This is a genomic window from Erythrobacter sp. THAF29, assembly GCF_009363635.1.
In the GTDB taxonomy this organism is placed as follows: Bacteria; Pseudomonadota; Alphaproteobacteria; order Sphingomonadales; family Sphingomonadaceae; genus Erythrobacter.
The window spans coordinates 2,210,731-2,224,144 of record NZ_CP045392.1; the positions used below are offsets into that span (position 1 = coordinate 2,210,731).

Consider the following 13,414-nt stretch of genomic DNA (forward strand, 5'->3'; position numbering starts at 1 on the left):
TCAGGCCGCGGCAATGCGTTCCGCGAGGCGCGCTTGCGCTGCGACCAGACGGTTCATCACCTTTAGATCCTGTTCGCGCAATTGCAGTGCAGTATCGGCCCACATCTCGGTAATGCGATTGAGTTCTTCGAGATCGAGCTGCCACACCTGCTTAGTTGCGCGGCGTGCACCGACGAGACCGGCATGCCGGCGCTCGGACTTCTTGATGAATTCGCGGGTCGCATTCAGCCCGTCGCCAGGCTCCGCCAAAGCGTGGACTATGCCGAGTTCATACATCTGCTCGGCGGTATAAGTCTCGTTGGACAGGATGATGCGGTCAGCCATGGCACAGCCGAGCTTGCGGGACAGCAGCGCGTGCGCGCCCATACCGGGATAAAGGCCGAACATGATCTCGGGCAGGCCGAAGGTTGCTCCGCGCTCTGCGATGATGAAGTCGAAAGACAGAAGCGCCTCGAAACCGCCACCCAGCGCCGCGCCCTGCACCAATCCAATTGTAATCATCGGGATGTCGAGTGTGCGAATGTTTCGGTCGAGGATTGCGCAGCAGCGGTGGCCATATTCGACCAGCCCGTCGCGGTCCCGATCGCGGATCAGTCTTTGGAACAGGTCGAGGTCACCGCCGAAGCAAAAGACATCTGCCGCGCGGCTGCCGAGAACGAGATAGCGCAGCGGCACCTTTTCCGGCCCAAAGCCCTGACCAATCAGAGCTTGCCACTGTTCGAAGTCATCGAGCATTTCCGGAGTAAAACTCGGGCGACCTTCAGGGTTCATATAAGTCCACAGGGTCGCGCTCGTGTCGTCGTACAAGACGTCGAGCCCCTGCAATGAGAATAATTTTTCTGGAATGGCCGAATGCAATGCGCTTTCGGCGTAAACCTCTTCGTCCCCTGTGAGTGGAACCGCCCTACTGGCTCCGCTATCCATACGCAGTACTCCGACACAACCCTGTCTTCGCAGGCTTCTTTACCCTCGCCTACGTACGAATGGCCTGTTTGGCTCCATTACGAAGGAAACTAAGCGAGGGTGGAGTCGCTTGGCAATCAATTATTTACCGTGTTGGGGGCGACGAGTCCCGAATTGGGGCGATTGAGCCCCAAATGTCACAGATACATCAGGGTCAAGATTGCAAATTCAATCGAGTCAAAGACTTGTCGAGCATCAGCAACTGCCAAAGGACACGGGAGTTGTCAGCGCGTCCAGAGATATGCGCCTCGGCAAGCGTCCCGAGCGCGCGCGGATCGAACCACCCGGTTTCTGCTAGCGTTGAACTGGTGGCTATCGCGCGGGCTTCCCCGGCAAGCGGCCCACGAAACCAAGCCGCAATGGGCGTGACGAAGCCTTGCTTGGGCCGATAAAGGATATTGTCGGGCAGATACCGCTCCATGCATTTCTTGAGCAGGTATTTTCCGGTTTGCCCCTTCACCCGCATACGTTCGGGCAGACGCGCGGCGAATTCGACCAGGCGATGGTCGAGCAGTGGCTCACGCGCTTCGAGGCTTACGGCCATGCTGGTGCGGTCAACCTTGGTGAGGATATCGCCCGGCATCCAGAACTTGAGGTCAGCATATTGCGCGCGGTCCAGGCCGCTTCGGGCGGGGGCGTCACGCATAAGGGTAACGAGCTCGTCTTCCGCTTTGTAACCGGAGAGATAGCGAGCCATTCCTTCAGAATACAGTCCATGGCGCTGGTCCGATGTCGTCACCGACAGCCCGCGCGCGTAACCTTCCTCTCCGCTCTCGGCGAGCGCAAGAAGGGTCGCCTTGGCGCGCAAGGGGCGCGGTGCCCAATCGGCCTTGGGCCAAATCTGTCCAAGGCCGCCGAAAACGGTCTCGCGAAAGCCGGCAGGCAGGACCGAGCGGACACGCTCTTCGTGGTGGTGGAAGACCTGGCGGCGGTAGCCTGCGAACGCCTCGTCCGCACCGTCACCTGAAAGCGCGACCGTCACCTGCTCGCGGGCGAGCGCACAGACGCGCCAAGTCGGAAGCGCCGATGCATCGGCAAAAGGCTCATCGAACATCGCAGCAAGTTCGTCGATGGCGGAGAATTCTTCCTGGCTGACGGTGCGTGCGGTATGTTCGGCACCAAATTTGGCAGCTACTTGTTCCGCATAGCTTGTCTCGTCCTCGCTGGGGACATCGAAGCCGATCGAGCACGTGCGCACCGGATCCGCGCTCGCCTCGCTCATCAGCGCAACAACGCTGGAGGAATCCACGCCTCCAGATAGAAATGCACCTAGCGGAACGTCCGCCACCATGCGTGACTGGACGGCTTCCCGCAGCAAGTGGACGAGCTGTGCGGAGAGATCCGCCTCGCTGCCTTTCGCGCGATCGGAAAAATCCACGTCCCACCAGCGCGACGGTGCGCGCAATTCTCTGCCCCGTTCAAGAAGCAGGAAGTGCCCCGCGGGAAGCTTTTGCACGCCCGCAAGGATCGAGTGCGAGTCGGGCACGTAGCCCCAGGCGAGATAGGCATCGAGAGCGCGCGGATCGACCTTTCGCCGCAACAGAGGATGCGCAAGCAGACCCTTCAACTCGGATGCGAAGGCGAGACTTCCATCGGACAGTCGCGCCATGAACAGCGGTTTCACCCCGAACCGGTCACGCGCGAGAAAAAGTTGGCGTTTTTCGAGGTCGTAGATCGCAAAGGCGAACATGCCATGGAGCTTCTCAAGGCACGAAGGCCCCCAACGCTGCCACGCGGCGAGGATCACCTCGGTGTCTCCGCTGGTGCGGAACTGCGCGCCGCCCTTTTCAAGTTCGCGGCGAAGCTCGCGAAAATTGTAAATCTCGCCGTTGAACACGATCGCGGTGCGGCCATCGACCGAATGCATCGGTTGCGGCGATCCTTCGATGTCGATCACGGAAAGGCGACGGTGCCCGAGGCCTACCCCCTGATCGGTCCACACGCCGGACCCGTCAGGGCCACGATGGACCATCGCGTCGCACATCCGCTCGATCCGGACGGGGTCGACCGGCTTGGGCGTTTCGACATGAAAGATTCCGGCGATCCCGCACATAATGCGTATCGGGGACTAGCCGATGCTTGAAGGTGCTACAATTGCGGCGAGCATGGCCGCCGCAAAAGCCATGGCTGCTATCGCACCGCCCGTCGCAGAGAGGCTTGCGCTCGATCGCTCGGCCTTTTCCACCCAGCGCCAGGAGCGGATATGTTCAGCGCTCAAGCCGTGCTCATCGGGCGCACGCTCAAAGAATTTCGATGCGCCCGCGATCAGGATTGCGACGACCAGCGCAAAGAAAATCCAGCCGTAGAAAATGTGATCGAATCCGGCAGCGAATTCGACGCCTTGGAATTGCGCAATGTAAATCGTCCCCCATGCGCGCGCTCCGTTGGCAATTATGGGAACTACGATCGATGCAGCCATGAATGCAGCGCGGTGGGTCCAGGACTCGAAGCGGGTGAAGCACACCAGCACGGCGAGCGTCACCATGGCGACGAGGAACTTCACACCCGAGCATGCCTCCGCAACGATGAACAATCCCACCGGTGTTTCGATGTAGATGCCGTCCACCAGTGCCGGGATACCGCTCCAGTGCGTGAGCGCAACGGCGATCTTCGCAGTTACGAATTGGAGCGCAGGAATGATCTCGTCACCGAATGGCACGAGGAAAGTCGCAAATCCGATCGGAAGCGCGAGGAGCAGCGCGGCGCGGACGCCCAGGATGGCTACCACCGCTGCCTGAAGCGCGCCAACCGCCCCGGCATGGGCAAAAAGGTTGATCCCGGTCGACCGGCCAATAACCCACAAACCCAGCGCCGCCGCGACAAGCCCAAGACCGGGTAGCCACGGTGCCGGCACCAGCTTGCGCAGTTCATCGACACGTAGCCAGACAAGCCATCCGATAATCGGCGGGACAAGCAGGATGTGTGTGTAAGTGTCGATGTTCCACCACTGGTGAAACATTTCGCCCCATTCGCGCATGGTGACGAGCGAAAGCAGCGCTGTGCAAAACGCGAGCAAACCCAGCGGGCCGCGCCAAGAGGCGGGAATGCTGCCGACGAATGCGCTCCTGGTGTCGTCTGCCTTTGTTGCGACAACGTCAGGCTGCATCGCGCGCCTCCCCATGGGCGCCAACGAGCATTTCCAGCGGGGCGAGCATCGCGTCCCAATCGTGGTGATCGAGAACGAACCGGCGGGCGGCACTGCCCATCCGAGCCTTCGCGCCCGGATCGCCAAGATAGGCCGCAGCGCGCCTGGTCATCGCTTCCGCATCTGCCTGCTCGACTATCCAGTGCTCTCCGTCCGTTGCAGATATCCCGGTTGCAGCTTCGGGCGTAAGCAGGACAGCGCGCTCCATGGCCATCGCCTCGAGCACCTTGTTCTGCACTCCCCGCGCGATCATAAGCGGCGCGAGCGCAATGTCGGCCGTCGCAAGGAATGGGCGTACATCAGGCACTTCACCCCAGACAGTCACTCCGGGCCGTCCGTCATGTCGCAGGATTTCAGCAGTCGGGCTTCGTCCGACCACGTGAAATTCCGCAGTCCCGAAGCAATGACGAATGGTTGGCAGCAATTGTTCGATGACCCACAGCGCGGCACGCTCGTTGGGCTGGTAGTCCATCTGTCCGGTGAACACGAAATGCGGACCCGGACGCACGGCCATTTCAGGTTGGGGATCGACCCTGGCCGGATCGAAGAATGCAGCATCGATACCGTTGCCGATCGCATGCACGTCCACATTGGAGGGATCGCTTAGCCGACCTCGAAAGAGCTTTGCCTCATCGTCGCTGATCAGAACGGTGGCATCGGCGCGCTTGCCGAGCCGCTCCTCCTCGCGCGCGAGCAACCTTCCCTCGCGCTCGTTGAGCCAGACGCGGCTGCCAGCCCTGGCATAATCTTCGAACTTCGCGCTATCGACGTCGCACAGATCGATGATCACGCGGCCGCCGAAGTCTTCGGGCACGTATTGTCCCATCTGACCGGAAAATACGACGATTGTGTCGATATCGCGTTCGGCAATCGTCCGGCGTACCCACTTCTCGAGGCGCGGCGAATGAAACGCCGTGAGGCTGACCGGCTTGCCAGCGAGGACCGATTCTACACCGGCAAGCACCAGCGATTTCGACCGATTGGCGACGCAGCAGGTAGTCGCGATCCTTGCAAGCTCGTTTTGGCCTGCCTTGTCCTCGGCGGTTTCGGAGAGACATCCGACATGGACCGGAGCAATCTTCGCGAGCTTTTTCAGCAGATGGTGCGCGCGGATCTTGTCTCCGCGATTGGGCGGAAACGGCACCCGATGTGCAAGGAAGAGGATATCGCCCATTGCCGCTGCCTCAGGCCAGGTCGCGCGCGATCCAGGGACCGAGTGTATTGGCAATCGGAAGCGGGAGCTTTTTCCAAAGCGCGATCTTTCGGCTGTACGTTTCGCTGGTGGGGTCAACGTCGCGTCGGCTTTCGCCCGGCGCGGTCCATGCACCATAGGTCAGCGGGACAGGATCGAACCCCCAGTTCTTTTTGAAGCTGTAGGGCCCGCTCCCCGTTTTCGAGCGACCGAAATCGAAACACTGCATGCCTTTGCGCCGCGCGTGGAGCATAAGCTCATAATACATGCGTTCATTCCCGCGCTCACTGCGTGCGGCAAACCTGCCTCCTCCCCAGAAAGGCAGGACCGCGCCGTTATGGTAAAAGGAAAAGACGCTCGCAATCGGTTTGCCCCCCTTGCTAACGGTCAGGATATCGCTGCTGTCCGGAAACGCATCGAGCATTGCGCGAAACAGCGATCTTGGGAATACCGGCGTACCCAGATTTCGAACACTCTCGCTGTAAACCGCGAAATGGGCATCGAGATCTTGCGGATCTCTGCCAACACGGATGTCGAGATCGTTCTTCAATCCTTTGCGAACTTCCGCGCGTGCCTTTCGCGGGATGGCGAGCAATTCAGCCTCGTCACTGGCCTCAAGCGCGCGCTCGAAACCACAATGCTTGTCATCCCAGCTTTGCCAGCCTTCTGGAATCGGACCGTCGCGCACCTCGATCGAAGAGATGCCAATGCTGGTCGCGTAATCCTGCGCTGCAATTCCCAGCTTCCGAGCGGCATCATCGGTTTCCGCGCAGATACCTCCGCCGACCCCGAAACCGCTTGAGACAAGCGAACTGCCGAACAGCAGCGAGCGCACCTGCGTGAGCGGAAGCCATCCCGTGATAACCCCCATTCGCTCGCAAACCAGGCCACAGGCCCGCTTTCCCGTGCCCGCTTCGACCGCCCGCAACCACGCCGGACGATGAAAGAGGCTCGCTCCCTGCTCGCGAACGAATTCCTCGATCCGCGTGGCTTCGCTCTCGGCTGAGAGATCGGCTATCCGCGCGGTTTGTCCAAGCCTGAGGGGCGCGTTCACGCTGCCATTCCCTGCGTTTCGTAGAGTTGCGCGTGCAGCGCCTCGCGCCGCGCAAGGTCGTCCATGCGACCCCAGGCGAATTCGCCGGTCAGCCTGGCGAGTTTGTCGGCCATCCTGTCGAGATTGGTGTAGTGGCGCAGTTTCGATCGCAATGGAGCGCCTTCGACGCGCGGTTGGCCTGGATCCACTTCCCAAGGGTGGAAATAGAAGATCGCCGGGCGACCTTCGTCGCGGTTCACCTGCAGGATGGCCCAACGAGTGAAGGCGTACGGAAGCACACGGAAGAAGCCGCCTCCGCCCGCTGCCAAGCGCCGCTGGCCAAGCATCGCAGTCGTCACCGGTATTTCGAGCAGCGGCGAACCTGCGACGGGACGGAAAGCGAATCGCGGTGCCTCGCGCCAGCCATAGTGATCGTGCGTGACCGGGGCGACGCTGGAAGAGTAGGCATAACCGTGCTCGGCCAGTACTTCGAACGCCCAGGAATTGCGCGCGTCGATCGAAAAGCTCGGGGCGCGGTACCCGGAAACCTTGCTGCCCGACGCATCCTCTAGGATCGCGCGCGCCTTGGCGATGTCCGCAGCAAACTCGTCGCGCGAAAAGGTGAAGACGCGGGCATGGTCATAGCCGTGGCTGGCGATCTCGTGACCCGCTTCTGCGATCCGGCGGATCAGCGCAGGATGACGCTCGGCAATCCATCCGAGCGTGAAGAAGGTAGCCTTGACTTCAGCCCGCGCGAACAGGTCGAGAATGCGCGCGACATTGTCCTCGACACGGGTTGCAATCCCGTCCCAGTCGTCGCGCGCAATCGTGTTCTCGAACGCGCCGACCTGGAACCAGTCTTCGACGTCGACAGACAGCCCGTTGACAATGCGCGAATTATCGAAGGTGTCGGGAGCGGGCCCGTGCATTTCAGGCAGCCTCGCGCGACTTTTCGTCCTCGAGCCATTCGATCAGCATGGTAAGGACGTGGCGGAACGATTGCTCCTGTTCCTCAAGCCGCTGTTCGATCCGCTCCAGTGCGGCGTCCACCTCGGCCTGCGTCGGCGCATCACCGATGACAGCACCGGGTGCAGCCGATTGACCCCCGGCTGCCTGCAACTCACCTATTGCGGCTTCCAGCTCTGCGGTGCGCGCATCGCGCTCGGCAAGCAGCTCGGCGACTTCGCTGGCGGGCACGCTGTCGATATCCTGTTCGCTGGCCAGACTCGCATTGTCGGTCTCGACCTTGAGCTTGCCCGAGGGTGTTCCCGAACCGTGGGTGGCCTCCGCACCCATTTCTGCGATCACGGATTCGAGCATCACCTCCGTGACTTCGCCCTCCTCCTCGATCGCCGCGAGCAGCAGAAGGCGGTTCATCACCTGGTTGATGCGGCGCGGAATACCGTCCGTCGCTGCGTAAAGCGCGGGAAGCAGGCCATCGCGCAGGATCGGATGGCCATCCCAACCGACATGCTTGAGCCGGTGAACGATATAGTCCTGCACTTCATCTTCATCGAGCGCCTCTAGATGATGCGATGCGATGATCCGCTGGCGCAGTTGGTCGAGATCAGGGTGCTGGGCCAGTGTGCGGCGGAATTCCGGCTGGCCGAGCAACAGGCTCTGAAGTAGCGGATGCGACCCTAGCTGGAAGTTCGAGAGCATGCGCAGCTCTTCGAGCGCGGTGATGTCGAGATTCTGACACTCGTCAACTACCAGCAGGCACCGTTTGCCTGCACGGGCTTCGTCCTGAAGAAAGCGTTCGATCGCACCGAGCGCGCCAGCCTTGTCATGACCTTCCACTTCAAGCCCGAACGCCTGTGCGACGACGTGGACGAGTTCTTCGCCGTCGAGAGCGGACGTCACAACGTGAGCGACGGTAAGGTCATCGGGATTGATGCGTTCCATCAGGTGCGCGACCAGCGTCGACTTGCCCGCTCCGACCTCCCCGGTGATGACTATGAAACCCTCGCCCTGGTTCAGCCCATAGCCAAGATAGGACATCGCCTTTTTGTGCGTGGTGCTTTCGAAGTAGAAATCCGGATCGGGCGTGAGTTGGAAGGGTCGCCCGCTGAAACCGTAATATTGTTCGTACATCTCGTCGGCTCCGTAGGTCAGAAATCGTAGCGCAGGCCCAGCAGCGCGGTTGCGGTGGCAAAATCTTCGGGCGAGAATTCGCTTTCGATGAAATCGAGGGCGACGGCGGCCCGTGCCGAAAGCTTGTCGGTCAGCGAACGCCTGTAGGCGGCCGATGCCCCATATGCGGTGGCATCGCCTCCATCGGTCGCGCTGTCGAACCATGTCACGTAAGCGTTGGCAGCAAGGGCGGCGCTGCGCCCGAGGTCGCGCGAGAGGGAACCAGCGATGTAATAGCTTTCATCGACCAGCCCATCGACCGCTTCGAGTACCGTGCCCTCGGCGCCGATAAACTTTCGGCGATCGTAACCGGCACCGATGGCGGCATTGAGCCTGCCGATGCGCCGCTGATAGCTCGCATTCACGCCTTGGCCGCGGAATGCAGCCGAGCGAACGGAGCCGAGCGCAGTGACAAGTCCTGCCCCGTCTTCGCCGCTGATCAGGCCACCGAAATCACCCGTTACAGGGTTGCGAAACGCCTCGAAATCGGTCCCGAGACCCGCGAGCGCGTTGTTGAGGCGCCCGCCAAACCCGGTCACGCCGTCGTACACGCTGATATTGAGCGCGCTGCGAGCGTTCGGAGTGTAGCTGAAACTACCGTAATACGTGGTTGAATCGTAACGGCGACCAACGCTCGCGGCGAGCGAGGTGCGTGAGCTGGGACGCCACAATACGCCCACGTCCCAAAGCAGCCCGTCCACATCGAAGGCGATGATGCGCGGGGAGGATTCATCGGTTACAAGACGGCCATCCGCGCCGCGGATGGGGTCACCGTTCGCATCGCGCAGCGCGTCGCGATTGGATACCTCGACATCCTCGTACCCGACGCCCCCTACAAGAGCGAGGCTCTCGGTCACCGGCACAGTCACGTCTGCGTGCACATAGGCATCGCGCACGCGCTGATCGAGATTGGAAATGTCTTCCTGGTAGAAACCGGCAGTAGCCCCGATGCCAACCGGCAAAGGGTCGCCCGCGCGCGTACCGGCGCGGATCTGGCCATTGTAGGTCACGCTGTCGTCGAACAGATCGACCGGGTCGCCGTTCGCATCGAGAACTGTACCGTCCGTCTCGAAGCGGTTGTAGCCAATGCGGGCCACGCCGGTGACTTCGACTGCGCCGACCTGTGTGGTCAAGCTTGGACCGGCATAGAGGCCGTAGATCTGGCTTTCCGCGTCCTCGCGTACCTGCGGGTTGGGCGAGACCGCCCCGCCCCCGTCGACGCGCGTACGGCTGGCAAGCGCGCCTGCCTCCAGCGTCAGCGTGCGCGGGATCGCCGAAACGTATCCGCGCGCGATGCCGCTGACCGTGTCGGTGTCTAGCGTGTCCCCGTAACCGATATTGCGCTCGTAGCGCACCGAAACCGAAGCACCGCTATTGCGGCCCTGCGCATTGAGATCGACCCCGGCAGCGACTTGCGTGTAGGTCACAACATCGTCGCCCGGGCTGAGCTCGGCGGAAAGCACCTGGCTCACCTCGATGTAGGGCTGGACATAGGTGTTGCGCGTATCGCCCGCGGCTTCCTGCGCGGCGGCAGGAGCGACCGCGACGATGGCGGCAATGCCGAGAATGACAGCTGTTCTGAGGAGTTTCACGACTCAGCGCTCCCCTTCGTAGTAATCGCCGAAGCGGCGGCCGGAGGGGCTGAAACGTGCTGCGTTGAGCAGGAGCTTGAGGTTCGCGCAGGCCGAGAGCAATTGCTGCGTATCTTCAAGCGCGGCGCGGCTTGTCTCGTCCGCACGCACCACCAGCACCGCCTGCCCGACATGCGCGGCAAGTTCGGCTGCAGGCGAAGCCGCAAGCGCAGGCGGGGTGTCGAATATGACATAACGGTTGGCCGCGCCGCGGGTGAGACGATCCAGAACCTCTTCGGTACGTGCACTGGCGAGATACTCGCTCGCATGTGCGCTGCCTTTGCCCGCCGGAAGAACGAAAAGCCCCGGTATGTCTGTCTTGATCGCAAGGCTCTCCGGACGGATCGAAGGATCGGCGAGAGCATCCATGAAGCCGTGCTCAGCCTCGATGCCGAGCCTTGCGGGGACAGAAGGGCGAATGAAGTCGGCATCGACCAGCAGCACTTCGACATCGCGCTCGGCTGAAAGAGCGATCGCGAGATTGGTCGCGCAGTAGGTCTTGCCCTCGCCCTGGTGCGGGGAACACACAAGTATCCGGCGACTCTTCCCGCCATTACCCGCGCGTGCATCGGCGATGATGTCACGCTTGACGATGCGGAATTCCTCGAGCAGGCCGGTCACCGGATCTTCGGGCACGATCAGGCCCGCTTCGCGCAGATGCGCGCGGTCGATTGCCTGAAACGGACCACAAAGCTCGACCGCCGGTTCGGGTGCGGGTTCGGGTTTGGCTTTCGGTGCCGCGGCCGGTGGCGATTGCGGAGCTTCTGGAGCCTTTTGAGGCGCGGCCGCCTCCGGAGCTACCGGACGCCGCTTGGGCTGCGGCAGGTTGCCCGGCACCTTGGCGGGACCGAGATTGTCGAGCCCGAATGCCTTGTCGGCTCGCTCCAGCAACGAAGCAGGCTTTGCGCCTTTCTTGTCGATCTTGCCCTGTTCGGTCATTTCATCTGCCTCCAGAACCCGATCACGCCACCGTCGCGACCGAGACGAACTCAATCGCGAGCAGGATTACGAACATGCCGACAAGCCCGGCGCAGGCTCCGGCGAACTGTTTGAGACGCTTTTGTTCGAGCGCCCGTGCGGCCTCTGAAATCGTGAGCGAAATCGATCCGATCACAGGCATATCGAACGTCCGCTCGAGCTTCTGCGGTGTGGCGAAGCTCGATTTGAGCTGGCCGAGGCCATAAGCGACGGCGGCCCCTGCCCCCAACCCTACGACAAGCACGCCGAAGAGCAGCAGCGGACGATTGGGTGCAACCGGCTTCTGCGGGACGACCGGCGGGTCGATCAGGTCGAATTTGTACTTGCTGGTTTCATCGACGACATTGCCGCGGGTGCGGATATCCTCGCGGTCCTGCAAACGATCTTCGTAGTTCTTGCGTAGCACTTCGTAATCGCGGCTAATGCGGTTTGCCTCTGCCGCTATTTCTGGGCTCGACGCCTGGCTCGCCATGAGCGACGCGACCTGTGACTGGAGCGCAGCGCGGCGAGCCTGGAGCGACTCTACACTTGCCTGACGATCGGCACGGATGGCGAGAAGCGATGAATAAGCGGGATTGGGCGTGCCGCCAGCACCGTCCGGCCCCGCATCTGCGACCTGCTGTTCGAGCAGGCGGACCTGCTTTGCGGTCGACACAACATCGGGGTGCTCGTCCTTCAGCCCGCGTGCACGCAACTCGGCAAGCTGGCTGCGCGCCTGCATGAGCGCCGCTTGAGGACCGACCGCGTTCTGTCCGCCGACGATGGTGCGCGGCGTGCTCGCGAGCTGGCCGCTAATGGCGGCAAGCGCGCTTGAGGCTGCGGCGAGATCGGCTTCGATATCGCGCAGTTCGGTGCGCGCCTGCTGAATCTTGGTGGAGAGCGTCGCGCTGCCTCCGATCAATTCAGGATACTGCGCCTCGAACGCGAGGCGGCGCTGTTCGGCCGCTTCGAGTTCGGCTTTGCGCTCGTCGAGCTGTTCGTCGAGCTCGGCGATCGCCTTGTTGATCTCGGCACGATTGCCCGAAATGTGCTCCTCGCGGAATATATCGAGCAGCTTTTGCACGACGTTGCGCGCAAGCAATGCGTTCTCGGCATCGGAGAGGTCGCTCTTGCCAACAGTCGCTACGATTTCGAAGAGATTGTCCTGCTGGCTGGTGACTTCGACCCGCTCGGCCAGATCCGCGACCGCCTTGTCCATCTGCGCGGTTTCGGTGATCTCCTCGCCCAGTTTTGTCGAGCTGATGACCTTTTTGAGATTTTTCGTGCTTACCAGTGTCTGGCGGACGCGCATGATCTCCTCTCGCCCGTCACCCGCAATCCCGAGCTGATCCGAGAGCACATCGTCGACATCGACATAGATACGCGCCCTGGATTCGTAGGAGTTGGGGATCATCGACACGGCGAGCCAACCCAGCAGGCACACGCCCCACGCGACCGCAATCGCGATCCAGCGACGGTGCCAGACTGAATAGAACGCAGTGCGCAGTTCTTCGACGATCTCGTTCATGTGCCCCCGAGACCCCGCTTAGAAACGGCTTTCCGGGATGATGATGACATCACCCGGCTTGAGCATGACGTTCGCACTGCTGTCGCCACGCTTCAGCAAGTCTGCGAGGCGCAGGCGATATTCCTTCTGCTCGTTCTCGGCACCCTCGTAGCGGAGCAGTTTGGCTCGGTTGCCTGCGGCAAACTCGCCGAGACCACCAACGGCTATCATGGCATCGAGTACGGTCATGTTCGCCCGGTAAGGAAGCGATGCGGGCTGTTCGGTCGAGCCGACGATGCGGATCTGCTGTTCAAACGTGCTGACGAATTCGTTGACGATCACCGAAACGATCGGTTGCTCGATATACTGCTCGAGCTCGTCGCGAATGTCGTTCTGGAGCTGGGTCGGCGTCTTGCCCACGGCGGTCATGTCACGCACGAGCGGCATAGTGATCCGCCCGTCGGGACGGACCTGGATCTTCTCGGCGCTCAATTCGGGATTGCGCCAGACGTGGATCGTGATCTCGTCGAGCGGACCGATAATGTATTCCTCGCTCGGCGCTTCGGGCGCGGGTGCATAGCTTGCAGGCGGAAGTTCAGGTCCGCCGGCGGAGCAGGCTGCGAGAGCGAGTGGTGCAAGGGCGACCCCTGCGATACGGGTAAAAGACTTGGAAGTCGGCATCGATGTTCTTTCCTTGGCCTAGGTTCGCTTTGATCCGGGCACGGAATGCAGGAGCGACCTGCGGTACCGGGCCAACGCGAATGACCCGGCTTCTCTGGCCGAAAATGGTGAACATTGTGTTAGTGATACGGGGGGAATTGAGCGCATATCCCGTTTCGGGACAGCGGTTAGC

General features: G+C 61.6%; 11 protein-coding genes. All 11 read right to left on the minus strand.

The genetic code is table 11. The annotated features are described in order from the left end of the window. A complete protein-coding gene (locus FIU90_RS10680) occupies nucleotides 1–924 on the minus strand; it encodes a crotonase/enoyl-CoA hydratase family protein (protein ID WP_152434737.1) in 924 nt (307 codons plus the stop codon). 193 nt (nucleotides 925–1,117) lie between these two features. Next, nucleotides 1,118–3,016 carry an XrtA/PEP-CTERM system amidotransferase gene (locus FIU90_RS10685; RefSeq protein ID WP_152434738.1) on the minus strand — a complete coding sequence of 633 codons (1,899 nt, stop codon included), beginning with the start codon at nucleotides 3,014–3,016 and terminating at the stop codon, nucleotides 1,118–1,120. A 15-nt stretch (nucleotides 3,017–3,031) separates the two neighbouring features. Further along, entirely contained in the window at nucleotides 3,032–4,069 is a 1,038-nt protein-coding gene (xrtA, locus tag FIU90_RS10690; protein ID WP_152434739.1) for an exosortase A, read from the minus strand. Then, nucleotides 4,059–5,282: a TIGR03087 family PEP-CTERM/XrtA system glycosyltransferase gene (locus FIU90_RS10695; RefSeq protein ID WP_152434740.1), complete on the minus strand. Its 1,224-nt coding sequence runs from the start codon at nucleotides 5,280–5,282 to the stop codon at nucleotides 4,059–4,061. Before FIU90_RS10695 ends, xrtA begins: the two co-directional genes overlap by 11 nt. Nucleotides 5,283–5,292: 10 nt before the next feature. Next, complete coding sequence (locus FIU90_RS10700; RefSeq protein WP_152434741.1) at nucleotides 5,293–6,354, minus strand: FemAB family XrtA/PEP-CTERM system-associated protein; 1,062 nt, start codon at nucleotides 6,352–6,354, stop codon at nucleotides 5,293–5,295. After that, nucleotides 6,351–7,262 carry an XrtA system polysaccharide deacetylase gene (locus FIU90_RS10705; RefSeq protein WP_152434742.1) on the minus strand — a complete coding sequence of 304 codons (912 nt, stop codon included), beginning with the start codon at nucleotides 7,260–7,262 and terminating at the stop codon, nucleotides 6,351–6,353. Before FIU90_RS10705 ends, FIU90_RS10700 begins: the two co-directional genes overlap by 4 nt. Nucleotide 7,263: 1 nt before the next feature. Continuing rightward, entirely contained in the window at nucleotides 7,264–8,427 is a 1,164-nt protein-coding gene (locus tag FIU90_RS10710; protein WP_152434743.1) for an XrtA/PEP-CTERM system-associated ATPase, read from the minus strand. Between the two features lie 17 nt (nucleotides 8,428–8,444). Then, nucleotides 8,445–10,058 carry a preprotein translocase subunit YajC gene (locus FIU90_RS10715; protein WP_152434744.1) on the minus strand — a complete coding sequence of 538 codons (1,614 nt, stop codon included), beginning with the start codon at nucleotides 10,056–10,058 and terminating at the stop codon, nucleotides 8,445–8,447. Between the two features lie 3 nt (nucleotides 10,059–10,061). Further along, complete coding sequence (locus FIU90_RS10720) at nucleotides 10,062–11,036, minus strand: AAA family ATPase (protein ID WP_152434745.1); 975 nt, start codon at nucleotides 11,034–11,036, stop codon at nucleotides 10,062–10,064. 22 nt (nucleotides 11,037–11,058) lie between these two features. Then, the gene (locus FIU90_RS10725; RefSeq protein ID WP_152434746.1) at nucleotides 11,059–12,582 is read right to left on the minus strand and encodes an XrtA system polysaccharide chain length determinant; all 1,524 of its coding nucleotides are present in this window, start codon (nucleotides 12,580–12,582) and stop codon (nucleotides 11,059–11,061) included. Nucleotides 12,583–12,600: 18 nt separating this feature from the next. Continuing rightward, nucleotides 12,601–13,242 (minus strand): XrtA/PEP-CTERM system exopolysaccharide export protein, encoded by a 642-nt coding sequence (locus FIU90_RS10730; protein WP_152434747.1) that lies wholly within the window; start codon nucleotides 13,240–13,242, stop codon nucleotides 12,601–12,603. Between the last annotated feature and the right edge of the window lie 172 nt (nucleotides 13,243–13,414).